Source organism: Paraglaciecola arctica BSs20135, from assembly GCF_000314995.1.
In the GTDB taxonomy this organism is placed as follows: domain Bacteria; phylum Pseudomonadota; class Gammaproteobacteria; order Enterobacterales; family Alteromonadaceae; genus Paraglaciecola; species Paraglaciecola arctica.
Map to the genome: position 1 here is coordinate 113,307 of NZ_BAEO01000010.1, position 23,388 is coordinate 136,694.

A 23,388-nucleotide genomic window follows, 5' to 3' on the forward strand; every position below is an offset into this window, starting at 1 on the left:
ATGGATATTGCCCCTAACACTTTGATTATCTGTAATTTTTAAAGGTTATAATTATCCCAATGCAAACGCCAGATATTCATTTTATTAACGAGATCCGCGAACAGTTAAAACCATTTGAGCAATCGTTAGTCTTAGGTAACACCCAGAAAATAAGACTCATCATTCATGCTGGCACACCTAAAACCGGCACTACTAGCTTACAAACCTACTTAGATAAAAAACAACGAAAACTTAGAGGAAAAGGCATCCTTTACCCGCACAACCTTGATGAAATACAAAACCCCAATGCCCCAAAACACCAATGGTTTGAAAAGAACTTAGTGACTACAAACCTACAAAGTTTGCTGGCAAATTTTAAAAACATCATCACCCAAGTGAAGCAAGACACTCACACCATCATCCTATCATCCGAAGGTATTTATAATTACTGGTGGGATTTTCCAGAAGCTTCAAAAACAATTTTATCTGAGCTAAGTCAACTCTTCGATGTACAAGTATGGGTATGGTTCCGAGAGCCTTTATCCTTTATTGAAAGTTACTATAAACAATGTATTCGCAACCCAAAAATTCAAAATAATCCTTGTTATGGCAGAGACTTAAGCTTTGCTGAAATGTTAGACATTCAGTGGTTCTCACAACATTTAAACTATCAAGGTTTTGTCAGTGATTGCCAAAAACTGTTTGGTATAAACAGTGTTTCAGCTTTTCAATACCAAGGTGATGTGGTGCAAGAAGTCATACAAAAATTAGGTCTAGCCACTGCCCACGACAATCCCACACCAAGGCAAAATAAAAGTGTACACAGTGTGGTGACAAAACTACTTCGAACGATAAATCACTATGATGTTAAAGCTAAAGACAAAGAGCGCTTAATGACTCATTTAAAAGAGATAAATGGAATTTTTGATCTCTACCCAAGTGACACATTGATTGATACCGACTCCAAAAAGAGAGTCTTAGAACTATATAGACCAATTAAAGAAGACCATTTTCAATCCACTCATTATTTCCCTAGCGATATACCTTAGAAAAAATCAAAAAGTTAAACATCATCAGATTAGCTAGATTTTGATTGCTCTTATATATGAATAATTTTATCTAAACAATTTCCTTACACAAATTTTTTAGTCGCAACCTCTCCCAATTTTCTAACCTGTTTACCCTAAATAAATCTATATTTTTTAATAGGTTTAATTTACCATCAGCATAAATGACCGACCGTCGGTCATTTATAAATAACTTTAAGACTTACGGTTCAAAATGGCGATCATAGTAGATAAAGACAAAAAAAGACGCGACATAGCAGGTGCTTGTACTGAGCTTTTATTGGAAAAAGGAATTAAAAATTTAACCATTACCGAGATTGCTAGAACCGCAGGCATTGGCAAAGGAACGGTTTATGATTATTTCAGCAATAAAGAAGAAATAGTCTTCGAAATCATTCGAAAGTTTATAGAAGAACACCAGCATAACTTGCTAAGTCGAAGCGACCAACAGACTTCAACTAAACAAAAAGTCTTATATCTCTTCGATTTTTTCTTATCTGAATATAAGTCTTATGAAAAACACCAAGACGTTTACAGAGAATACTTAAGCGTAACCTTGTCGACAAAATCCTGCCCCATGCTGGAATTCAACAGTGAATGTTCATGTTTTATTAAAACGATCTTAGAAAACATCATTGCTGAAGGGATCAAAAAAGGCGAAATCAAAGGGATTGCTAAACGTTTAGTTGATGGATTAATAAAAGCAGAAAGGGGCTATATGTTAACTGCTTGGGCAGATGGCAAAGACTTGAAACAAGAGTTTAAAGATTATATAGACACCCTATTCGATTTAATAGAGATAAAAAAATGAAAAAAATCATAATGTTAGCCCTTGTACTTTGTATAACAAAAGTACAAGCCAAAGAAATATATGCCACATTTACAGTACATGCAAAACAGGGTGCCAGCTTAGCGTTTAATTACAGTGGCATTGTGGAAGAACTTCATGTAGACATTATGAGTGTGGTTAAAAAAGGTCAGATCTTGGCTACCTTAGCCAATGACGACTTAGTAGCCACCAACAATGCGTCTAAAGTGACATTAAAATACGCAATTTTAGACCATGAAAGACACAAAGACCTCTACAAAAAGAAGCTCATAGATAAAGCACTGCTAGACAAGTATGCCATGGCGCACGAAGCCATTGATGCCAAGATTGCATTAGAAAACGCCATCTACAACAAAACCATTTTAAGAGCGCCATTTGACGGTGTGATCAGTAAAAGAATGATTGAATTAGGCGATGTAGTGAGTGGTCAGATGATAAAAACGGCCTTTAATTTACAAAGTGAACATGCCCGAATATTAGTTGTAGAGTTTGATCAAAAATACAATAGCGATGTCAAGATTGGCGATACCTTTTTATATAAAGTTGATGGTGATGAGAAACAATATGAGAGTAAAATTTATAGAATTTATCCCGAAGCAAATAACGATAACAGAAAAATTTCCTTACAGGTCACCGCCAATGATTTGAAAGTAGGTCTATTTGGGGAGGGTAAAATAATCACCTCTGGCGATAACAATAATTCAGTAACAGAAAGTCAAGAATAGCCCTATGTATAAATTTGCAATCAATCGACCTATCACCATACTTATGGCCGTCATGGCGCTCATAATATTTGGCCTCAAGTCATACTCATCAATGCCTTTGGCACTTTTCCCTAATGTGGATTTCCCCATTGTTACTATCCAAACGGCTTACCCCGGAGCGGATGCTAAAACGGTTGAATCTAAAATCACCGATAAAATTGAAGAAGCCGTTTCGGGTATTAACGGCATTGATAAATTGGACTCAACTAGTTACGAAGGTCTGAGTTATGTCATCGTGAGGTTTGATCTAAAAATAGACATCAACGAAGCCGCTAACGATGTGCGAGATAAAATTGGGGGGGTGATCTTACCCGATAATGCTTTGGCTCCTTTAGTGCAAAAAATCAGCACTGCAGGTGAAGCTATCAGTGTATTTGTAGTTAGCAAAAGTGGTGATATGTCTGCGCTGATGCAGCTAGTTGATGAGAAGATTAAACCCAAGTTACAACGTATCCCCAATGTAGGTGACGTTGATATAGATGGTTACCAAGATCGAGAAATTCGTATATTGGTCGATCCCTATCTACTCAATAAGTACAATATTTCAGCCATTGAATTACAAAATATTATTGGCAATGAAAACTTTAAAGCCAGTTCTGGTAAAAGTATTAACGATAAACAAGAGCTTATTATCAAGTTTCAAGGTGATTCTAAGGATATTGAGTCCCTATCTAATATCGAAATAAAGCCAGGGTTACGTTTAAAAGATGTGGCCAAAGTGTTTGATGGATTAAGTGATGTAGAAAGTTATTCATCTTATAACGGACAAGTTGGTGTAATGCTGAATATTATGAAAATTTCAGGCACTAACGTCATTGGCATTATTGATAAAGCCAAACAATTATTACCCGAGTTAAAAACCATAGCCGGAGATGATTACCAAGTAAGTTTAATCAAAGACCAGTCAGATAAAATAATGCACAGTGTCGACCAAGTAAAATTTGATTTAGTCTTTGGCGCCATATTAGCCATAGTCATTGTTTTCTTATTTTTACGAAACCTTACCGCCACAATCGTTTCTGCACTGGCCATCCCCACCTCTATCATTGGCACCTTTGCGATCATTGATTACATGGGTTACGACCTAAATAAGTTAACCTTAATTGGACTCACCCTAGCCATAGGCATTTTTATAGACGATGCCATAGTGGTTATCGAAAACATCAGTAAAAAAATGGAATCTGGCATGGAAGCATTTGAAGCCACTTATGAAGGTGTGCACGAAATTGCCTTTTCATTATTGGCAATATCCGCCATGTTATTAGCCGTTTTTATCCCTGTTGCCTTTATGGGTGGCTTGGTAGGCAAGTTCTTTAATGCGTTTGCCATGACGGTTGCCTCAGGAATAGTGCTGTCTTATTTCGTAGCGATTATGTTTATCCCTACTATTGGCGCGCGTGTGTTAAAACACAAAGAAACTAAATTTCATGCCAAAACAGAGCCTTTTTTCCAAGCATTAGACAATGCTTATGTCAAAATTCTAAAACCACTGATTAGATTTAAATACATTACGGTGTTAGTGACCTTTGGATTTCTTATTTTATCCAGCCAAATATTCACCAACGTAGGTATGGATTTTGTTCCCGATGAAGATAATAGCGAATTTCAAATTACTGCCAAAGCTGAGGTAGGTACGTCTATCACTGAAATGAAAAAAAGAATGACACCTATTATGGATGCCATCAAAAACGACAACATGGTTGATTATTATGCTCTGAGCATTGGTTATACAACTGCCAACGAGTCCCACAAAGCTTTAGTTTATGTAAAGTTAAAGCCCATTGAGCAGCGCGGATCAGGTCAGGCCGACATCATTAACCATTACCGCAAAGAGTTTAAGTCGATACAATCTATGTCCTTGGCCGTTGAGAAAATTCCACCCATAAATACAGGTGGCAGTAATGCTCCCGTGCAAATTGTTATTACCGGAGACAACCTAGATAAACTCAGTGAAATATCGCAGCAAGTTTCCGAGATGTTGGGTACATTTGAAGGTGCTGTGGATATTGACAGTGATTACCAAGATGGCAAACCTGAAATCACTATATCGATGATCAGGCATAACACCTCCCGACTAGGGATTACCGCAACACAAATTGCGGCCTTGTTAAATTCTAATTATTCCAGTGATAGCAAAATCAGTGACTTTACACAAAAAGGTCGAGAATACGATATCACCCTTAGATTTGATGATGAAAGTCGCGCCAATATGGACAATATTAAAAAGTTACAGATCCGCGCAGCTAATGGTGAATATGTCTTTTTAGATGGCTTAATTCATTTTGAACAAAGCAATTCAATCGCCACAATAAACAGATTTGATCGCGAACGAAAAGTGATGGTGAGCAGTAACATTTCGAATGTACCGCTAAATGCAATCGTTAGCCAAGTTGATGAGAATATAGGCAAGTTCTTACCTGAAGGTTACAGCTACAGGTTTTCCGGTGATGTTGAAAAAATGCAAGAAACAGCCGTATCATTTAGCACCGCTGTTGGCTTGGCTGTGATACTTATTTACTTAATATTGGCGGCTCTTTACGAGTCATTGATCCAACCTATTATTATCATGGTTACTATGCCATTAGCCTTTACTGGGGTGATAACCGCATTAGGCCTTAGTGGCAATAATTTCTCTCTATTTGTGATGATAGGCATCATTCTATTGTTAGGAATGGTGGGCAAAAATGCCATTTTGGTAGTGGATTTTGCCAACAGAGCAATAAAAGACGGCGAATCAGTGGATGATGCCCTTATTCATGCCGGTGAAAAACGCCTACGTCCCATTTTGATGACCACATTTGCCATGGTGGGTGCGATGATGCCCTTAGCGTTTGGCAGTGGCGCAGGGCACGAAATGAATTCACCTATGGCCTTATCTGTAATAGGTGGATTAATTAGCTCAACCATTTTAGCTTTATTGGTTGTGCCCGCCTTTTACAAAATTTTATACCCAGTCGATAGCTGGATTAGAAAATGGTACGAAGTAGGTAAGATCTAAGCCCTCCCCCTTTTACTTTTAAAAAGATAAAACCATGAAATCAATGGCATCTGCCATTGATTTCATTATTCGTCATTACATTGACTATTTATTGGTTTTACTTATCTGCATTGCCCTGTCTGCTCTGTTAATTTTGCGTTTAAAAACGCTCCAACTAATTGCAAAAAAAGTGGTTAAACCCACAGCTGTGATGATTGCTGGTTTAGGATCACTCAAACTACTGATAGAGCCAGAATAAGCGGCGATAAACACATAAGGCACACTCACCATACTCCACGCCAACATAAAACGTAAAAATGGCATTAAGGTCATACCTGCCAGACACGCCGAGACTTCAGGAATAATAGGCATAGCTCTTGAAAGTAAAATCATCACAAAACCATGCTCTTCAAATGTGGCTTTTAATTGCTGACGTTGTTGCTCATGTTTTAATAAGCGTTTTAAAAAGTGCTCACCATAAAAATGACTGATCCAATAACCACAACTCCCCGCTAACATCACGCCTACCAAAGCAGAAATTGCACCGAGACCAAAACCCAAAAAGTAGCCCGATAATAAACAAATGGTAAGCGTAGGAACCGCCACAAATAAATCTGCAAATAGTAGAATAATAACGGCCATAACCAGCAAAACATCCGACATCTGATGGGCTTGTTCTAACCAAGTTTGAATTTGTTCAATACTTAATACACCAAACATTTTGGCCAATACAAAAGTTGATGCAAAAATGGCAGCAATAACTAGGGTAACTTTAATCAGTGATTTCATCAGTTATGGATACCTTAGCTTAATCGAAAATTCTGTATCTTGATCTTTGACAGACACTTTTGCGTTTTTATAGCTAGGTGGCCCAGTTAAACCAATTTTTTGATCATTAGAAAAACCCAAACCTTCAGCGGGCATAATTCCGGTCCAGTTTTTAGTGACTTTGCCGTTTTCATTCTCATCATGCAGCACCTTTAGGGCAAACTCGTTTAACTCAGTAGTAAAAACAAACAGCATGTCACTTTCTTCTGCTTTGACTGTTATTAGCTGCTGTGCATCTTGATGTTTTTTAGGAAAACCCTTTTCCGAAAACAACATCACCATTAAGTTACCGCCGCGTTTAACATCTACACCTTCAACCTTTACAGTTACTTCCTTCGCCATTGTCGACTCCATCATCATCAAAAACCCAGCCAAACCAATACAAGTAAATATGTTCATGCATTCACCATTATTCTTTTTACAACACTAGGCACTAAACGTAATAACCAGCGCAGTAATTTTACTTTGCCAATATCATTCTCAGTAACGTTGTGGTGTATTCCTTTTAACAAATTTTCTGCGGCGTACTGTGCGGTAATTTTGTTACTTCCCCTGCCCTCGGTCATGGGTGTTGCAACCACAGGCATAAACGCCTGCATCACTGCAACATTGCTACCTTTTAGTTGATGGTTTAAAGATTGTGAAAAGCTATGCATAGCCGCTTTAGTGGCGCAATACACAGCCGATGACGCTTTTGGAGCCAATGCTAAGCCTGAATTAACATTCAGCACCACGCCTTTTTCGGCTCGTTGTAATAGCGGCAATAAGCCATGAGTAAGCAGGCATACCGCAGTAAAATTGCTATTAATCTCAGTCATGATTGTGGAGCGATCATAATCTTGATCTGTCAATTTTTTAGAGTATTGAATTGCCGCATTATTAATTAACACATCCACAGACTTATGCGCTGCTGATAAATTGTCAATCAATGTAAGCACGTCATTAGGACGAGATAAATCGCAACAATGAGTTTCTAGCAAGGGGTATTGAGATCTAAGTGTTTGCAATATAGTTGTGTTGCGGCCTATCACTATCACCTTATTGTCAATGGCCAGTTGATGTACTATTTCTAAACCAATCCCTGACGTGCCACCAGTGATCACTATGCGTTTATTGGTCAATGTCATTGAATTATCCTTTTATTGAGTTTGTGCTCTTTAAGCCGCACAATTATTCAATAAAAGTAAATGCTCCATCATTAACCTGGGTTAACAAAACAATGAAATTTTCTGATTTATTCCGAGAACACGGCACAGTAGAGCACTACACAAAAGGCCAACACATTTTTAAACAAGGCGATAAAAATGAAAATTTGTATTTTATTCAATCTGGATTTTTAAAAGCCTATTACCTATCGAGTGAAGGAAAAGAGCAAGTAAAGTCGTTTATATCCCCAAATTCTGTGATGGCTAGTTTGTTGTCCTGTTATGCAAATGGCGTTTGCTCCTTTAGCCTCGCCAGCCTAGAGCCCGCAACCGTTATCAAACTACCTTTTAGTTATTTATTGCAGCAAAGCCAGCAAGATTTGGCCTTAGCCAATCAATTACAAAATCTATTGTTAGAGCTCGCCATGAAAAAAGAAAAACGTGAATATGAATTTTTATGTTTGCCCGCTGAACAACGTTATTTACAGTTGCAAAATGACACGCCAGAGTTATTTACTAAAGCCACCCAAAACGACATTGCTCATTATTTGGGTATTACTAATGTGGCTTTAAGTCGTATTAAAAAGAGGGTAAATGTAAATAACTCACAGCTATAAACTGTGGAATTCATGATTAAAATAATCATCCAAAGGAGAACAATATTAATAGCGGGATTGCCCTGCCATCCCAATGATATTGGAATAATTAAAATGTACTGAGTAAAGCCTAAATGCGAGTGTTTACATTAGCTTTCAAGACGTTCTACAACAGCGCCTTCTATATATTTAGCGCAAAAGTCAGCAATACTCGTTTACCGGATCCAATTTTTGAAACGCTGTGCTTATACTTGTCTGGCCGGAATAAATAGATACGATCACAAAAATTGATGATGCATTTTGTACAGCTAAATACACCACCTACTTTAGGTTGCATCAGCACAAAATTGAGCTTGTAATAACGGCCCTGTTGCACTGGGTCAATATGATTCATGACTTTATGGTTAGTAGGATACGTGACAAGATTCACAGAAAATATACGACTATTGAAAAATGCTCGATTCTTCACTTTGACAATCATCATGCCCCCTATAATTTGACTTACCCCATGGTAACATTGATCGAAATAACGACTGTATACTCCCACCATAATTTAATGATCTAAAGTAGGCGCATATTAGAGGTGTGCATTCATGTTTTAACTAGTGGGGCTAAATGTATGAGTTATGGTCAAAGAAGACTTTGTTTGACAATTTTTAACGATGAATATTTGTACCCCAAATCTAGACACCCCATCACCACAGAATCAAAGTTACGGTAAGATATTCACTTTTTAATGTTTGAAGTTGGGGATCCGAGCATTTTAAAGTGTGCGTGGGATAAAATGGAAAACCATGTGATTTGTTACATTTCATTTCTAGAGCTGATAGACAGTATTGGAAATTTACTTTCACCAAATGAAACTGTCATTGATTGAGTTTCTCGCCCTTCAAAATTTAATTTAAATTGAAGTGGATTTTTGCGTTCTCCATCAGCAAATAAAGCCAATAAATGATCCTGCTCAAGGGTGCGATTACCAGCCGAAGTGTTGGTAAGGGTAAGCACTGCCCAGCGCTCGCCGAGTTCGTTGCTCATGATGACATAATTCACTAATTCAAAATCGCTAGGTTTAGCTCGCAAGTTTTTGTCGTTAGGGAAAGCGAGCTCTAAATTTGTTGATATAACACGGTCTACAGTCAACACGTCAGCTTCATCAGCAACACTAGTAAACGCCATAAAAACTAAGGCTAAAATTATAATTTTATGCACCAAAACTTTCCTTAAAATATCCCGCGATAATAACAAACAGCCAATTCGAAAGCTGTTTTATGGAGTCCACCAATATTGGTGTTCTTAACGAACTTTGATCATCCTCTAAATTACGTTCTTAAGTCAATTTAAAAGAATTTAGCTAAAGCATACTTGCTTGAAATGAGGGTTTTCAATACCCACCTCAAGTTTTGAAATTTTGTCTATTATCACTTCGCTGTCAGTCCCGCCAACATTCACTTTTATACATTCTTCACGAGCTGCATTATAGTGCGTATCCAGCGCCGTACACTCAATTACCTCACCTGTTTTCATCGTTAATTTAATAGGGTATTGGTACATGCACGCAATTTCAACGTAGTCATGTTCATTGCAGCTAATCATAGTGTTTACCTGTTGGTGTTAATTAATTGTGATCATGGTTATCTTCTTAATTGTGCTTAATTGTTAGATCCTGGTGTCCTTAGATCCTTTTTTAGATCCTTATCGCTTTTAATGAAAACCGCTTTGGGGGCATTTTACATTTGCCCCCAAACCTCTAGGATTGTAAAAATAAAATTCTCTGCCTATCAATTCTGCAACCCAATTATTTTAAGATGCTGAAACTAAAATAAAACAGTAAAGCCCCAAAATATATCGCCAATGCCGAAAAAGCATTCTTAGATAAATCACCTGAGAATAATTCACAAGTGCCCTGCAACAAACCGCTGATTACCAGCCCTAGCCCGCCTGTGAACCTATAATTATTCAAATTCACCTTACCTTTTTCATCTGTTATAAATCGCAGATAACCAATAAGTATAAAAACACATCCAGCAAGTAATATGACTATTCTAAGGTTTTCCATAAATTAACCATGCTCTAATTTGTAGCCCAACACTCACCTAATAAACACAAGCTTAGGAAAATTCTAAATGACTCCTTTATTATTCCTATTGCTTGCTAGATACCGTCTTTTATTGGACGTATTCCTTAGCCAACTACAAAGTTGCAAACTTCATTCGAATATTCCTCAATAAACGCCGGCTTGTTTTTCAATGGTTCTGTAATATGCGGCGGTGATTGATCCATGAACGAAAAGTGCCCAGCACCTTTAGTAATGCGAACATCCACTGTTTGCCAATCGCCCATGGCCTGAGCCAACCATTCAATTTGAGTGGGAGGCGTGATGTTATCCTCTGAGCCCACCCACGCCAGAATTGGCACTCGTATGGCTTCAAGTGCTCTAGGAGCTTGGAAAAAACCGGTAGCTGGAGCCAACAATGCCAGTCGAGTTAATCTGTAGTCTGGCGCGATATTGACACGTATCCCAGGTCCGAGCCACATTTGACCTCCTACTAGAGCGAGAAGTGAAGTTGCACCAATAGAATGCCCTACACCTACAACTGTTGTGTTAGGTTCAACAAACGCATCGAGAGCGAGAGACAAGCGCCTCGCTCGGAGAGTCAATTCATCATCACTTGGAACTGGCGAAACAAGTCGCTCGAAATGTGGTGCAACAACCATACAACCGGATTCAGCTAATGCGTTCAAAAGCGTAACATGCCGCTCCGGCAAGCCACCTGATCCCACGGCAAAAAGCACCATGTGGGAAGTCTTTGTGGTTTCGTATAGCGAAACTGTAAATGACTCAGCTCCATCTTGAATTGTCTTTATTTGCATTAAAAACTTGCTCCTAGTTTTCATAACTTAAATTCGGGCGCCAACTTAGACACCTTAGACTCCATTTTAAAGATGGGATGTCCTTAGATCCCTTATAGTTTATAATAGCTTGGCTATTAATTAGAGAGCCTGTCCTTTTCATTTAATATTTGGGGTATTATGAGCCTGTTTTATGCTGATAGAGTTACAACTCCGGCCCTAGTTTTTTTTAAATGAACAAACTATTATTTTTTATCCTATTGACCTATTGCTGTAGCGCTTGGTCAGTAAGCAAGGCAACTTCAGTCGATAGTAGCTCAGATATAAGTAATATTATTGAGGAAATTGAACAGGCTAAATATTCTAACCCTGAACAAGCCAAAGCACTCGCCCTCGAATCGCTAAAAATCACCCAGTCCTACGACAACATCAAGCCACAAATACAACTTTATAAAATTTTAGGTGAATTAGAAATTGAACTCGCCAATTACGAAGCGGCGATCACCTACTTTTCTACAGGGTTATCATTAAGCGAAGGGATCAACAAACAAAGTTTAATGATCGATATGCTTAATGCCCTAACGAATTAACGAGACAGCCATGGTGAACAATTGAAATGAACCACATCCCCCAGCACACTCTTGATTTTATAAGGGATTCAGCCCCCTTTGATCTATTAGATGAGCAAGAAACCAAAATTTTGGCTCAATCAATCACTGTGGCATATTTTAGTCAGGAAGATGTCGATAGTATTTTGAAGCAGCAGCAAGGCGGGTTGTTTCTTATTAACGGTGGCCAGTATTCCATAAAAGATTCAGCAGAGCCTCAGCGTCACTTGAGTGAAGGTGATTACTTTGGTTGCGATAATTTGTGGCAAAAACAGCCTAATGAGATCAGTGTCAAAGTTGATAAGCCAGGCTTAGTCTATTGCCTCCCCAAAAAGAGCTTTACAGTGTGGGCAAAAAAGCATCCTAATATTGCCATTTTCTTTCAAAATTATACCTCTGAGAAAATCCATTCTGTACATCTAGATGATTCAAAATCTATGTGGTTGTATAAACCTATTAGCGAAGTGATCTCCGATGGTGTAGTGAGCGAGGACATACATAGCAGTATCTTACAGGGGGTGCAAAAAATGTCCCACAGCGGCGTGTCATCTTTGGTGATAACCGATAACCAATCTTTAGTTGGAATACTAACTGATAAAGATATACGTAATCGTGTTGTCGCAGAGCAAGCTGACGTCAACCTTGCCGTTAGTACTATTATGACCCATGAACCTATAAGAATTAGCGACCAGCACACCCTGTTTGATGCCTTGTGCGTTATGACAGAGCACAACGTACAACATTTGCCAGTGGTTAACAGCAACACGGGTATCCCTCTTGGTATGCTGACAGCCAGCGATATGATTCGTCATCAAAGAGGCAATGTTTTATTGGTTATTAACGAGTTAACCAAAGCGACCTCACTATATGACTTGACACGTTTATCCTGGCAGTTACCCCATTACTTTTCTAAACACGCCATTCGTTTAGGAGACTTTGATATCGCCGGCAAGGTTTTGTCCCAAGCAACTGATATTATGACTCGTAAATTGATTGTTTTTTATCAGCAACAACATGGCGAAGCTCCGCTAGAATATTGTTGGTTAGTGTATGGTTCCCAAGCACGGGAAGATCAAACCATGGGCTCTGATCAAGACAATGGTTTGTTGTTTTCACAAGAGCCAAACGCGCAGCAAGATAAGTATTTCGCCGATATGGCTGAGTATGTATGCAGAGGATTAGATAAATGCGGGATTAGGCTATGTACCGGTAATATAATGGCCAGCAATCCGAAACTACGATTGTCAGTAGATCAGGCCGTAAAACAAGCCCAAGAATGGGTATATGAGCCCAGTCCGCAAGCCATTTTGGACTGCAATATTTTTCTTGATGTACGGGCCGTAGCGGGTAATCGTTTTTTACTTGAACAACTGCAGACTAAACGCAAAGAATTACTTAAACAGTCTAGGTTTATTGCTGCACTGGCACGCCATGCTGGAGAGGCGCAAGTTCCCCTGTCGATGTTTCAGAAATTTATTTACAAAACGGGGCTGGATAGAAAAGACTGTATAGATTTGAAGCATAGTGGCGTGTCAATTATCAATAATTTGGTGCGTATTTATTCATTGGTCAATGGCTTAACTATGCCCGCTATTCCTCATCGGTTAGATGGATTGCTAGCCCACGCTGGAATGCCCAGTAAAGATGTCAAAAATATTCGGGATATCTGGTTATTACTAAATAGGTTGCGTTGGCGACATCAGATTCAAAATAAAGTCACTGATAATTACATCTCCATCAGTGACTTGTCATCTATAGAAAAATACCAGCTAAAGGAAGCATTGCGGGTTATTCGTCGCATGCAACAAATGGCAATATTTAAATTTACGGGCGGCTTACGGTAAGCACTGCACAGAGGAAATATTCGATGTGGCAAAAAATAAAACAATGGCTGGCTCCTCGCCCGCAAGTGCCACAAAAGTGGTTAAACATGCCGCTAGTCGAGATCCCTTTTTTATGTATCGATTTAGAACTGACGTCACTTGATTTGAATGATACCAAAATCCTGTCTATTGGTTGGGTTGAGGGTAAAGGTAAGCAGATATCCATGCAAAGTTGCTTTTATCAAGTGGTGTCTACGACTGCGTCATTAAACCAAAGCCCAGTAATACATGGGCTCACTGCCCAAGACATAGCTCAAGGGCAGCCGCTACGTGTGGCACTTGAAGCGCTTAAAGGCTTTGCTAGCAGTCATATTTGGGTGTTCCATTGTACCGGATTAGATATGACTGTATTAAACGGCGTATTTAAGAAATTAAATATCCCGTTGCCAACAGTAGTGACAGTAGACACTCTGCGTTTTGACTTATACCAATTAACGAAAAACTTGCGCCCACCGCCACTAAACGCAACGGTTTTACCTGTTTGCCGAGCTCGATATAATCTTCCTGCAGTACCTGCCCATAACGCCTTAGATGACGCGATGGCGACAATGGAATTACTTTTCGCGCAGATTCAAAAATTTGCCCCCGCTAAACACAACACCTTAGAAAGTTTATTGGTAACCGATGCTATTGATGTATTTCCTGCTAATGAAATATGAATAAATAACCTAGGTAACTAACCTCAATTCGGGATAATCGACTTGAAAAATGTTTGAAATCTAAAGCATCAACAATAGAGTTACCAGTCTATCGATAAGTATCGATAATTGACCTTTAATTAGAGCAACATATTTTTCCTTGATACGGATCAAGTCGGAATGAATAGTCTATGAAACCATAGTGTTGAAGTACCTGACACCGGAGGATAGATTGCTTGTAAGCAGCATCAAACGATTAGGTATTATTGCTTGGGTATTGAGATCAAACCGACTCTGTTCCATGAAACGTACTAACAGATTAACGCAACACTTTTAACATAAGGGTTATCATGAGAGTAAAGGCTTGGCAGCTTATCAGCAGTATCCTGTTCATCACTATCGTCAGTGTACTGCTCCAAGTTCCCAGGGAAACCTGGGGGACCGCAGCAACTGTCAGCCTAATATTGGGTGCTTCGGCTTTAGCATGTATGGCGACCTCCTGCTCCTTATCTAGCCGCTGGGGCTTTGTTGAACAGTTATTTGGCGGTTTGGATCAACTCTATCAGACCCACAAATGGCTCGGTATATGGGCGCTTGTCTTCGCCGTTTATCACTTTGTTTTTAAGGCTAATCTCGATTCCTGGGATGTCGCGCCTATTCTCGAGCTACCCAAATACTGGACGCGGCTGGTACGTCAACTCAGCATCGCGGCGCTAGGCCTTATTGTGCTGCTAGCATTGAATCGTAACATTCCTTACAACGTCTGGCGTTGGTGGCATAAGCTCTCCGGCCCGCTGTTTTTCATTGTCATCCTGCATTGGCTAAGTATTAAATCACCCATCACGTTACAGAGTCCGGCTGGTATCTGGTTAGCGCTGCTGTGCACTATAGGTGTGCTTGCGGCTCTATACAAACTGGTTCTGTATCCTTTTTTCGCCTCAGGTGGCGAATATAAAGTAGCCTCAGTGTCTCATGGCAATAATGCGGTGCACCTGAAGCTCGAACCAGTTCACAGTGGCTTTGCATTCGAGGCCGGCCAGTTCGGCTTTCTGGCCATGAAAGAAACAGGCTTGCGAGAGCCCCATCCATTTACCATCGCCAGCGCACATTCCGACACTGGGCAGATTCATTTTGTGATCCGCGCATTAGGCGACTACACGCGCAAGTTAAGTGAACAGGTTAAAGTCGGTATGATGGCCGATGTATATGCACCGCACGGTCGCTTTAAGCGAATACCAGATGCACAGACTGAGATTTGGATTGGTGCAGGAATAGGTATATCACCTTTTATTTCCTGGTTGAATGATAAAACTATTGGTCGCTTTGAATGCGCGACTTTGGTCTATTGCTTCGATCCGTCACGTGCTTTTCCTAGTGTTGAACGCATGCAGGAAATAGCCGCTGATTCCGGGGTACAGTTTATATCCAACCCAAGTAATAGTGACGCATTAGAAGCGACAATTCGCCAAGTGGTAACTGAAGTAGATCCACAGCAGGTCAAAATCAGCTTCTGCGGTCCAAAAGGGCTATTGAAACACGTTAAAAAATTGATGGAAGAAAATGGTATTCCTTTAGAAAACATCCGTTATGAGTTTTTTGAATTTCGATAGCCTGCGCAACATCAAAAGGGCGCCAGTCACAAGCTAAAAAGGGGTTGCTTGCTTCACAATACTATTGAGCAAGCAAAAGCGATTTTATCTATAAAATATGAATAGATTCAAAAAACTGTTTTACATTCGGCAGGCACTCCAGCGCAGCTAGGAAATCCGCGGGCACTTCTATTTCACTGACTACAGAGGCGTTTCCCCAACGACCGTCCGCTTTCAGAGCATTTCATAAACTTAGCTTTTTGAAAAGATTAATCTAGATTTGACATATTTTAAAATGACTATCTCTTTATGCAGATTTAATCGCGCACGCATCTACCGTTGTAAACGAAATTTTTATGCTTAAAAGCAACTAAAACCACCATTCTAATAGACATTTGTTTAAGCGGACTTTCTGACATTCAAGGGGTCTACAAAAATATTCATTGCAATTAATTAGACGATCGGTCTAATATAAATCTATGACAACCTTAGTGATTAAACCAAGACGTGGACGCCCCCCCAAAGTGGCACGGGAAAACTACGATACCAGAGCAGAACTTATCCGCAGTGGCGTAGAGCACCTAACGGAGTTTGGTTTTTCCTCTTCGGGGATAGAACCAATATTAAAAAAGGTCGGTGTGCCTAAAGGTTCCTTTTATCATTACTTTGCCAGTAAAGAAGCATTCGGCGAAACGGTTATTGCTCACTACGACGGATATTTTTCTGGCAAGTTAGACATGCACCTTTTAAATACTGATTATTCCCCTCTTACGCGACTTCAAAAATTTGTGGATGACGCTGTGCAAGGCATGACTCGACATGATTTTAAACGTGGCTGTTTGGTGGGTAATTTAAGCCAAGAAGTTGATGCGTTACCATCAGGATTCCGCACTCTACTAACAGCAATTTTTGTGAGCTGGCAACAACGAGTCAGAACCTGCTTAATCGAAGCGCAAGCATGTGGTGAAGTGGCTCACAATGCAGATTGCACTCAAGTAGCTGAGTTTTTTTGGATTGGATGGGAAGGAGCTGTCAGCCGGGCTAAGCTAGTTGAAAACGCCGAGCCATTGCGGCTTTTTATTCAATATTTTTTACAAACATTACCTAAGTAAAAATTTTTTAACTATTAATAGACGAACGGTCTAAATTGGAGAGCATATGTTTAAAGGCATCTTAATTAACAAAGACGATGATGGTTATCACGCTGCGCTACAAGACATTGACGATAGCACTCTGCCTGAGGGTGATGTCAGCGTGAAGGTTTTATACAGCACGTTGAACTATAAAGATGGACTTGCCATTACCGGTAAAGCGCCGGTTGTTCGTTCATTTCCAATGATACCTGGGATTGACTTAGTGGGTGTAGTTGAGCAAAGCGATAGTAGCCAATTTAAGGTTGGTGATTTGGTGATCCAAAATGGCTTTGGCGTCGGTGAAACTCACTGCGGCGGATTAGCCCAAAAGGCACGCTTAAAAAGCGATTGGCTTATCCCCTTACCTGCGGCTTTCACGCCAAAACAGTCCATGATCATCGGTACCGCGGGTTATACGGCCATGTTATGCGTCATTGCCCTTGAGAAAAACGGCGTGACACCCGACAAAGGTAAAATCCTAGTCACAGGAGCCAATGGTGGCGTAGGTAGCTTTGCTATTTCGATACTCGCCAAACTAGGCTACACAGTAGTTGCCTCAACCGGTCGCATGGAAGAAGCTAGCTATTTGCAGTCACTTGGCGCTAGTGAAGTTATACACCGGGACACTTTATCAAGCCCAGGCAAACCTTTGGCTAAAGAGCGTTGGGCTGGGGCAGTCGATTCCATAGGTAGTCATACCCTAGTTAATGTATGTGCCAGTATCCAATATGGCGGAACAGTAGCCGCCTGCGGTTTAGCCCAAGGTATGGATTTTCCCGGGTCCGTAGCCCCATTTATTTTACGAGGTATCACCCTGGCAGGCATTGACAGCGTTATGCGCCCAATTGCCGACAGAAAAGAAGCATGGCAACGCTTAGGTGAGATTTTAGAACCAAGTGTGTTTGACGACATCGCTAAGGAAATCAAACTAGATACAGTAGTAGCAACCGCAAACCAGCTATTAGCCGGCAAGGTGCGCGGCCGTATTGTGGTTGATGTACAAGCAGATTAGGCAACGATTTGGCTTAATAGCAAGTAGATGCCGTGTCATTTTTAGTTAGAGCTGGTGTTAACTAGCCCTATTTTTGTTGCTCTATACAGGTTAAGAGGATGCTATTAGTATCAGCGCATGCTCTTAATTTATAGCCTCAGCCATTGAGGCTATAAATTACATCCACAAAACAAAGTTATCACTTCTCATACCCAAGTATCACTTAACAGATTTTTAACATCTCGTTAATAGTCTTTAATAGTTCCATCAAAACGCAGCAACAGCTGCAAACAAACTTAAATACGAGGAACTTAACCATGTTGAAAATTGTTAAAACTTCTATCGCTATCGCAACTATCTCTTTATTAACAGCGGGCAACGCTCAAGCTGATGTAGGCGAAGCATTACAAAACATCTGTACTATCGTTAAAGCAGATGACAAAGGCGAACTACGTAAAAAAATGAAACGTGTTCAGTCTGACTTTAGACTTAAACTTAAAGATTACTACACAGGCGTAACTTGTGGTGGTAACAGCCTTATTCGTACAGCTATGCTTAACGGCGCAGTTGAAACAGGTACCTTGATGGTCAAGAAAATGCCTAAAGGTGACTTAAGCTCACCAGAAAGTGACGGCAAAACAGTATTAGCTTGGGCTTCTGAGAATGGTTTAGATGCATCACCAATAGTTGCTGCACTTAACGACAGAATATAAGCTTCGAGCTTCGAGCTTCGAGCTTCGAGCTTCGAGCTTCGCAAAGAATTGTTCGCGAACGAACTAAACGTTCAACATGGTAGGTGAGTAGCATTCTTTTTAAATAGAAAGCTGCTCACCTTTTAAAAATGGCCTCTTTTGAGGCCTTTTTTTTTATGCGTAAAGATAAAAGAATATTCACCACAGAGGAAAAGGAGGACACATAGAAAAAGAATTAATTCTTAACATTTTATCCCTCTGTGCAGCGCAGCGCTCCGTGCCCTCTGTGGTTCAAACGCTTTTAAGGCTGAAGATCTAAAAGATTCAAAAAATTAACCACAGAGGAAAAGGAGGACACAGAGAAAAAGAATTAATTCTTAACAATCTATTCCTCTGTGCAGCGAAGCGCTCTGTGCCCCTGTGGTTCAAATGCTTTTAAGGCTGAAGTTCTAAAAGATTCAAGAAATTAACCACAGAGAAAAGGAGGACACATAGAAAAAGAATTAATTCTTAACAATCTATTCCTCTGTGCAGCGAAGCGCTCTGTGCCCTCTGTGGTTCAAACGCTTTTAATCTTAAGCTTTTAAACTCGAAGCTGCCTTTAAGGCCTCAACGTCATCTTACCTTTTACTTCTCGATTCATGACTTTATTCAAAGCATCTTTGGCGTTTTCTAAAGGTACTACATCATCAACTACCACTTTTACTTTACCTTGCACATACCACATTAATAACTCTTTCATGTTATCTGCAAATTCTTTGGGTTGATGCTGGGTAAACGAACCCCAAAAAACGCCCATTACCGAATAACCTTTCACCAAGGCTAAATTCACTGGGAATTCTGGAATAGTCCCACCAGCAAAGCCAACGACTAATAATCGACCGTTCCAAGCCATGCTTCTTGAACAGGCGTGAAAAGTATCGCCGCCTACACATTCATAAACTACATCAACACCTTTACCATCGGTCACTTCTTTAATAGCCGTTTTTAAATCGGTTTCTGTGTAGTTAATTAGAATGTCGGCACCATTTTCTTTGGCCATATCTAACTTTTCTTGAGTAGAGCAAACCGCAATAACAGTCGCCCCCATTTCTTTACCTATTTGCACCGCGGCCAAGCCAGTTCCACCAGCAGCACCAGTAACCAATAGCGTTTCGCCAGGCTTGATTTGAGCACGTTGTTTAAGTGCGTGATGGGCAGTTGCATGAGCAGTTACTAACGCTGCAGCTTCTTCATCAGGAATTTCATCAGGAATAGGCATAATGTGCGTAGCAGGGCATAACACTTTTTCAGCGTAGCCACCTAACATGACCATGGCAATCACTCGCATACCCACTTTAAGGTAAGGGACACCCTCGCCTACCTCACTTATCACGCCTGCAACTTCATTACCCGGTATAAAAGGGAATGGAGGTTTCATTTGATACAAACCTTGTACCAATAGTCCATCAGGAAAGTTAACGCCACATGCTTTAACGTCGACTACCACATGGCCTTTTTTGACCACTGGATCTGGTACATCTTTATATTGTAATTGCTCTACTGGGGCAAATTCTTCACATACTATGGCTTTCATTACATTCTCCGTGAAATGTCTGGTATTCCAACCCCCGTTTTAGGGGCTGTTACATTATTGGGTTAGTTTTAAGGCGTATTGGGCCAAAGGTTTAACAATTGCACCTACAGCTTGAGCTTCTTTATTAGATGCATTTCCATCTTCAGCTCGTTTTGCCACACCTTGGGCAATAGCCCCTAAACGGAAAAAACTAAAAGCTAAATAGAAATTCCAATTGTCGATTTTGTCGATACCCACTAATTTGCAATAAGCATCCACATATTCTTGTTCTTCTGGGATCCCCAAGGGTGCCCTTTCAATTCCGCCTAAGCCTGTGGCTTTGCCGACATTTTCAGGCAAACGTAATTGCATACACTGATAAGCTAAATCAGCATAAGGATGTCCTAAAGTGGACAATTCCCAATCCAACACGGCCAAAATTTTAGGCTCTGTTGCATGAAACATTAAATTATCCATACGATAATCACCGTGCACCAGTGACACTTTGCCATCATCTTCTGGCAAGTGTTTCTCTAGCCAAGCGATGAGCTGATCCATTTCGGGGATATCTTGAGTTTCTGACAACTTATACTGCTTACTCCAACGGCTAAATTGACGTTCGTAATAGTTGCCGGGTTTGCCGTAATCACTCAAACCCACAGCATCAACATCCACACTATGTAGCGCAGCCATCACCTCAACCATTTCTTGATACATTTGACTGCGTATTTGTTTGTCGGAAATTTCTGGTAATGCACTATCCCAAAACACCCGCCCATCGACATATTCCATGATATAAAACATGCTGCCAATTAGGGATGTGTCTTCACAAAGGTGGTAGACCTTGGCCACTGGTACATTTGAGTTTTCGAGTGCAGCCAATACTTTATATTCGCGGTCAACGGCATGGGCAGACTTAAGTAACTTACCCGGCGGCTGACGACGCAAAACATATGACTGTTTGGCGGTGGTTAATTTAAAGGTGGGGTTTGATTGCCCACCAGCAAATTTTGTTGCCGTAACAGGCCCTTCAAAACCCGCCACATGTTGGGTTAAGTAGTCTGCCAAAAGCTGCTCGTCTAATTGATCAACTGAGCCTCTATCAGTCATAACATTTTCCTCTTTATTAAATCGATTTTAAGCATTTTTATCTTTGATTAGGTTTCGGCCTAATTGCATCATATGCACTTCATCAGGACCATCAGCTAAACGGATAGTTCGCGCATAAGCATAAGTGGCAGACAGAATAAAGTCTTGGCTAGTTCCCGCCGCACCGTGCATTTGAATTGCCTGATCAATAACATTACAGGCCATTCTAGGTGCAACAATTTTAATCGCAGCAATAATATTGCGGCTGACTTTGTTGCCGTATCTGTCCATGTTATCTGCAGCTTTTAAGGTTAACAGACGTGCTTGTTCAATGTCACAATGCATTTGCGCAATACGTTCACGGATAGACTGTTGTTTACTTAAAGGTTGACCAAATGCAACACGACTATCTACACGTTCACAAGCCAAGTCTAGGGCGCGCTGTGCACAACCAATCAATCGCATACAATGGTGTATTCTTCCCGGCCCTAAACGACCTTGAGCAATAGCAAAACCTTCTCCTTCACCCACCAATAAATTGGCAGCAGGTACGCGTACATTATCAAATGATACCTCTGCGTGCCCGACAGGTTCATCATAGTGCCCCATTGCGGCCATAGGACGAATGACAGTGACACCCTTAGTATCCAATGGCACTAAAATCTGTGATTGTTGCGCATGACGAGCGGCAGATGGATCAGTTTTACCCATCACCACCATGATTTTACAATTGCTGTTCATCGCACCGCTGGTGTACCACTTAAGGCCGTTTATGACATATTCGTCCCCATCGCGCACAATAGAAGTTTCGATGTTAGTGGCATCTGAGGAAGCAACCGCTGGTTCGGTCATTGCAAAAGCAGAACGAATTTTGCCTTCAAGTAAAGGCACTAACCATTTTTTCTTGTCTTCCTCTGAACCGTAACGTGCTAATACTTCCATATTGCCAGTATCAGGAGCGCTACAATTAAATACTTCACTACTCCACATCACTCGGCCCATAAGCTCGCATAAAGGAGCGTATTCCAGATTACTTAAGCCGGCGCCATATGGCAGGTATTCTTCAGGTAAAAACAGGTTCCATAAACCAGCATCTTTAGCTTTTTGTTTAAGAGCCTCAATCATTGGAGGCGTAGTCCAGCGATCCGCATTATTATGAACAGCGTCAATATATTCCTGCTCAACAGGGTATATATGCTCATCCATAAAGGCTTGTAGGCGGTCGATTAGTTTTTGCGATTTGTCGGAGTAATCAAAATTCATAGTTGTCTTTCCTTTAGCTAAAGGTGATGGAGTCCAGTCTATCTGGACTGTCTAAATGTGGAATATTGTTAAAGCTTGCTAAACGTATAGTGCTTTTGTTGAAGTAAAAATGGCTGAAGCTAGTGTTGCGAACTTGCATATTCAGTTCTATCACCTGCTTAGCATCCAGACCTAATACCAAGCTCATTAACATGGATATGGCCCCTCCCGAACTCACAATCAAAATGGGCTTATCACTTTGTTGTTGGCAAACCCCATGTAAAGCGCCTTGCACTCTACTTTTAAAATCTTGCCAGCTTTCATCTAAGGTATCTTTGGGCAATAATTCATCAGACCATGCGTGCATTGCTAGCTTCAACAAGCGGTAAAAATCAGCGGGTTTGGGGTTGTCTGGCAAACGACTTTGTGGGTTTAATGACAAATAACTATTGCCAATATTTTTAAAATCAAATTCATTGAACCCAGTATCTACTGTAACATCAGGAGCTTGACTTAAGCCTTCTACAATACCTTGGGTTGTTTCTCTATGGCGCACCATATCTCCCATAAATGCCTGGGAGAAGGTAATATCTCTTGCCGTGAAGTATTCACCTAACCAGCGAGCCTGTTGATGACCAAGTTCACTTAATTTGTCGTAATTTTTGGCTCCAAATGAAGCTTGTCCATGACGGACTAAATAGAATTCAGACACGTATTCACCGTTAATTTTATAACTGCTTCGATAGTATTCTTTATAGATCTATTAGTTGAATTTATTATTTTAATTAAATTACATTTCATATAGTTATATCGTCAACTAAAACAACCAAGCTTGATCACTTACCAGCCACTGTATAATCAGTCTAAGCACAGCTTTATTTAACAAAATTCTAGAAGTAAATTTATTGCTGAATAAACGGTTAAATTAAGTTA

At 40.3% G+C, this 23,388-nt stretch carries 24 protein-coding genes; 12 read left to right on the plus strand and 12 right to left on the minus strand.

Translation table 11 applies throughout. From position 1 onward, the window contains the following. The first annotated feature begins 59 nt into the window (after nt 1-59). From GARC_RS03915 to GARC_RS03930, 4 genes are all read left to right on the plus strand, one after another. The gene (locus GARC_RS03915; RefSeq protein ID WP_007616970.1) at nt 60-1,028 is read left to right on the plus strand and encodes a sulfotransferase family protein; all 969 of its coding nucleotides are present in this window, start codon (nt 60-62) and stop codon (nt 1,026-1,028) included. Nucleotides 1,029-1,260: 232 nt separating this feature from the next. Beyond that, nucleotides 1,261-1,857, plus strand: a complete 597-nt coding sequence (locus GARC_RS03920) for a TetR/AcrR family transcriptional regulator (protein ID WP_007616975.1) — start codon at nt 1,261-1,263, stop codon at nt 1,855-1,857. Continuing rightward, the gene (locus tag GARC_RS03925) at nt 1,854-2,600 is read left to right on the plus strand and encodes an efflux RND transporter periplasmic adaptor subunit (RefSeq protein WP_007616977.1); all 747 of its coding nucleotides are present in this window, start codon (nt 1,854-1,856) and stop codon (nt 2,598-2,600) included. Before GARC_RS03920 ends, GARC_RS03925 begins: the two co-directional genes overlap by 4 nt. Nucleotides 2,601-2,604: 4 nt before the next feature. Continuing rightward, a complete protein-coding gene (locus tag GARC_RS03930) occupies nt 2,605-5,637 on the plus strand; it encodes an efflux RND transporter permease subunit (protein WP_007616979.1) in 3,033 nt (1,010 codons plus the stop codon). Between the two features lie 84 nt (nt 5,638-5,721). On the opposite strand, the gene GARC_RS26205 is transcribed toward GARC_RS03930, so the two are convergent. From GARC_RS26205 to GARC_RS03945, 3 genes are read right to left on the minus strand one after another with little or no spacing between them, the layout of a single operon-like run. Beyond that, the gene (locus GARC_RS26205) at nt 5,722-6,405 is read right to left on the minus strand and encodes a TVP38/TMEM64 family protein (RefSeq protein WP_007616980.1); all 684 of its coding nucleotides are present in this window, start codon (nt 6,403-6,405) and stop codon (nt 5,722-5,724) included. Between the two features lie 3 nt (nt 6,406-6,408). Then, entirely contained in the window at nt 6,409-6,843 is a 435-nt protein-coding gene (locus GARC_RS03940; RefSeq protein WP_007616981.1) for a DUF2141 domain-containing protein, read from the minus strand. Further along, nucleotides 6,840-7,571 carry an SDR family oxidoreductase gene (locus GARC_RS03945; RefSeq protein WP_007616982.1) on the minus strand — a complete coding sequence of 244 codons (732 nt, stop codon included), beginning with the start codon at nt 7,569-7,571 and terminating at the stop codon, nt 6,840-6,842. Before GARC_RS03945 ends, GARC_RS03940 begins: the two co-directional genes overlap by 4 nt. Before the next feature lie 92 nt (nt 7,572-7,663). On the opposite strand from GARC_RS03945, the gene GARC_RS25840 reads away from it, so the two are divergent. Next, complete coding sequence (locus GARC_RS25840; protein WP_007616983.1) at nt 7,664-8,206, plus strand: Crp/Fnr family transcriptional regulator; 543 nt, start codon at nt 7,664-7,666, stop codon at nt 8,204-8,206. 160 nt (nt 8,207-8,366) lie between these two features. Here GARC_RS25840 and GARC_RS27150 read toward each other — a convergent pair whose 3' ends face one another. The 5 genes from GARC_RS27150 to GARC_RS03975 all read right to left on the minus strand — a co-directional run bounded on the left by GARC_RS27150 (nt 8,367) and on the right by GARC_RS03975 (nt 10,966). Further along, a complete protein-coding gene (locus tag GARC_RS27150) occupies nt 8,367-8,666 on the minus strand; it encodes a hypothetical protein (RefSeq protein WP_039988649.1) in 300 nt (99 codons plus the stop codon). A gap of 323 nt (nt 8,667-8,989) precedes the next feature. After that, nucleotides 8,990-9,394, minus strand: coding sequence for a hypothetical protein (locus GARC_RS03960; RefSeq protein ID WP_039988652.1), 405 nt, complete (start codon nt 9,392-9,394; stop codon nt 8,990-8,992). Between the two features lie 138 nt (nt 9,395-9,532). Beyond that, entirely contained in the window at nt 9,533-9,778 is a 246-nt protein-coding gene (locus tag GARC_RS03965) for a Rho-binding antiterminator (RefSeq protein WP_039988655.1), read from the minus strand. Nucleotides 9,779-9,980: 202 nt separating this feature from the next. Continuing rightward, nucleotides 9,981-10,241 carry a hypothetical protein gene (locus GARC_RS03970; protein WP_007616992.1) on the minus strand — a complete coding sequence of 87 codons (261 nt, stop codon included), beginning with the start codon at nt 10,239-10,241 and terminating at the stop codon, nt 9,981-9,983. A gap of 125 nt (nt 10,242-10,366) precedes the next feature. Then, nucleotides 10,367-10,966 (minus strand): alpha/beta hydrolase, encoded by a 600-nt coding sequence (locus GARC_RS03975; RefSeq protein WP_153810861.1) that lies wholly within the window; start codon nt 10,964-10,966, stop codon nt 10,367-10,369. A gap of 302 nt (nt 10,967-11,268) precedes the next feature. Between GARC_RS03975 and GARC_RS03980 the strand changes: the two genes are divergently transcribed. From GARC_RS03980 to GARC_RS04010, 7 genes are all read left to right on the plus strand, one after another. Beyond that, on the plus strand, nt 11,269-11,625 hold the full coding sequence (locus GARC_RS03980; protein WP_007616997.1) for a hypothetical protein: 357 nt from the start codon (nt 11,269-11,271) through the stop codon (nt 11,623-11,625). A gap of 26 nt (nt 11,626-11,651) precedes the next feature. Next, nucleotides 11,652-13,487, plus strand: coding sequence for a DUF294 nucleotidyltransferase-like domain-containing protein (locus GARC_RS03985; RefSeq protein ID WP_007616998.1), 1,836 nt, complete (start codon nt 11,652-11,654; stop codon nt 13,485-13,487). Nucleotides 13,488-13,510: 23 nt separating this feature from the next. Beyond that, a complete protein-coding gene (locus GARC_RS03990) occupies nt 13,511-14,185 on the plus strand; it encodes a 3'-5' exonuclease (protein ID WP_007617000.1) in 675 nt (224 codons plus the stop codon). A 329-nt stretch (nt 14,186-14,514) separates the two neighbouring features. Continuing rightward, nucleotides 14,515-15,774: a ferredoxin reductase family protein gene (locus GARC_RS03995; RefSeq protein WP_007617002.1), complete on the plus strand. Its 1,260-nt coding sequence runs from the start codon at nt 14,515-14,517 to the stop codon at nt 15,772-15,774. A 458-nt stretch (nt 15,775-16,232) separates the two neighbouring features. Further along, nucleotides 16,233-16,865 (plus strand): acrylate utilization transcriptional regulator AcuR, encoded by a 633-nt coding sequence (gene acuR, locus GARC_RS04000; RefSeq protein ID WP_007617004.1) that lies wholly within the window; start codon nt 16,233-16,235, stop codon nt 16,863-16,865. Nucleotides 16,866-16,911: 46 nt separating this feature from the next. Further along, entirely contained in the window at nt 16,912-17,898 is a 987-nt protein-coding gene (acuI, locus tag GARC_RS04005; RefSeq protein WP_007617006.1) for an acrylyl-CoA reductase (NADPH), read from the plus strand. Nucleotides 17,899-18,194: 296 nt separating this feature from the next. Further along, nucleotides 18,195-18,590, plus strand: a complete 396-nt coding sequence (locus GARC_RS04010; RefSeq protein WP_007617008.1) for a DUF3718 domain-containing protein — start codon at nt 18,195-18,197, stop codon at nt 18,588-18,590. Nucleotides 18,591-19,170: 580 nt separating this feature from the next. Here GARC_RS04010 and GARC_RS04015 read toward each other — a convergent pair. The 4 genes from GARC_RS04015 to GARC_RS04030 are packed head-to-tail and all read right to left on the minus strand — an operon-like array spanning nt 19,171 to nt 23,167. Continuing rightward, complete coding sequence (locus GARC_RS04015) at nt 19,171-20,145, minus strand: NADPH:quinone oxidoreductase family protein (protein WP_007617010.1); 975 nt, start codon at nt 20,143-20,145, stop codon at nt 19,171-19,173. Between the two features lie 54 nt (nt 20,146-20,199). Next, nucleotides 20,200-21,234, minus strand: a complete 1,035-nt coding sequence (locus GARC_RS04020) for a phosphotransferase (RefSeq protein ID WP_007617012.1) — start codon at nt 21,232-21,234, stop codon at nt 20,200-20,202. 27 nt (nt 21,235-21,261) lie between these two features. Then, nucleotides 21,262-22,476, minus strand: coding sequence for an acyl-CoA dehydrogenase family protein (locus GARC_RS04025; RefSeq protein ID WP_007617013.1), 1,215 nt, complete (start codon nt 22,474-22,476; stop codon nt 21,262-21,264). Nucleotides 22,477-22,489: 13 nt separating this feature from the next. Beyond that, the gene (locus GARC_RS04030; protein WP_007617015.1) at nt 22,490-23,167 is read right to left on the minus strand and encodes a histidine phosphatase family protein; all 678 of its coding nucleotides are present in this window, start codon (nt 23,165-23,167) and stop codon (nt 22,490-22,492) included. Nucleotides 23,168-23,388 lie beyond the last annotated feature (221 nt).

Excerpts from the sequence above, each read along its gene's own strand:
- GARC_RS03915 (WP_007616970.1), top strand. The coding sequence starts at position 60 with ATGCAAACGCCAGATATTCATTTTATTAACGAGATCCGCGAACAGTTA.
- GARC_RS03920 (WP_007616975.1), top strand. The coding sequence starts at position 1,261 with ATGGCGATCATAGTAGATAAAGACAAAAAAAGACGCGACATAGCAGGT.
- GARC_RS03925 (WP_007616977.1), top strand. The coding sequence starts at position 1,854 with ATGAAAAAAATCATAATGTTAGCCCTTGTACTTTGTATAACAAAAGTA.
- GARC_RS03930 (WP_007616979.1), top strand. The coding sequence starts at position 2,605 with ATGTATAAATTTGCAATCAATCGACCTATCACCATACTTATGGCCGTC.
- GARC_RS26205 (WP_007616980.1), bottom strand. The coding sequence starts at position 6,405 with ATGAAATCACTGATTAAAGTTACCCTAGTTATTGCTGCCATTTTTGCA.
- GARC_RS03940 (WP_007616981.1), bottom strand. The coding sequence starts at position 6,843 with ATGAACATATTTACTTGTATTGGTTTGGCTGGGTTTTTGATGATGATG.
- GARC_RS03945 (WP_007616982.1), bottom strand. The coding sequence starts at position 7,571 with ATGACATTGACCAATAAACGCATAGTGATCACTGGTGGCACGTCAGGG.
- GARC_RS25840 (WP_007616983.1), top strand. The coding sequence starts at position 7,664 with ATGAAATTTTCTGATTTATTCCGAGAACACGGCACAGTAGAGCACTAC.
- GARC_RS27150 (WP_039988649.1), bottom strand. The coding sequence starts at position 8,666 with ATGATTGTCAAAGTGAAGAATCGAGCATTTTTCAATAGTCGTATATTT.
- GARC_RS03965 (WP_039988655.1), bottom strand. The coding sequence starts at position 9,778 with ATGATTAGCTGCAATGAACATGACTACGTTGAAATTGCGTGCATGTAC.
- GARC_RS03970 (WP_007616992.1), bottom strand. The coding sequence starts at position 10,241 with ATGGAAAACCTTAGAATAGTCATATTACTTGCTGGATGTGTTTTTATA.
- GARC_RS03980 (WP_007616997.1), top strand. The coding sequence starts at position 11,269 with ATGAACAAACTATTATTTTTTATCCTATTGACCTATTGCTGTAGCGCT.
- GARC_RS03985 (WP_007616998.1), top strand. The coding sequence starts at position 11,652 with ATGAACCACATCCCCCAGCACACTCTTGATTTTATAAGGGATTCAGCC.
- GARC_RS03990 (WP_007617000.1), top strand. The coding sequence starts at position 13,511 with ATGTGGCAAAAAATAAAACAATGGCTGGCTCCTCGCCCGCAAGTGCCA.
- GARC_RS03995 (WP_007617002.1), top strand. The coding sequence starts at position 14,515 with ATGAGAGTAAAGGCTTGGCAGCTTATCAGCAGTATCCTGTTCATCACT.
- acuR (WP_007617004.1), top strand. The coding sequence starts at position 16,233 with ATGACAACCTTAGTGATTAAACCAAGACGTGGACGCCCCCCCAAAGTG.
- acuI (WP_007617006.1), top strand. The coding sequence starts at position 16,912 with ATGTTTAAAGGCATCTTAATTAACAAAGACGATGATGGTTATCACGCT.
- GARC_RS04010 (WP_007617008.1), top strand. The coding sequence starts at position 18,195 with ATGTTGAAAATTGTTAAAACTTCTATCGCTATCGCAACTATCTCTTTA.
- GARC_RS04015 (WP_007617010.1), bottom strand. The coding sequence starts at position 20,145 with ATGAAAGCCATAGTATGTGAAGAATTTGCCCCAGTAGAGCAATTACAA.
- GARC_RS04020 (WP_007617012.1), bottom strand. The coding sequence starts at position 21,234 with ATGACTGATAGAGGCTCAGTTGATCAATTAGACGAGCAGCTTTTGGCA.
- GARC_RS04025 (WP_007617013.1), bottom strand. The coding sequence starts at position 22,476 with ATGAATTTTGATTACTCCGACAAATCGCAAAAACTAATCGACCGCCTA.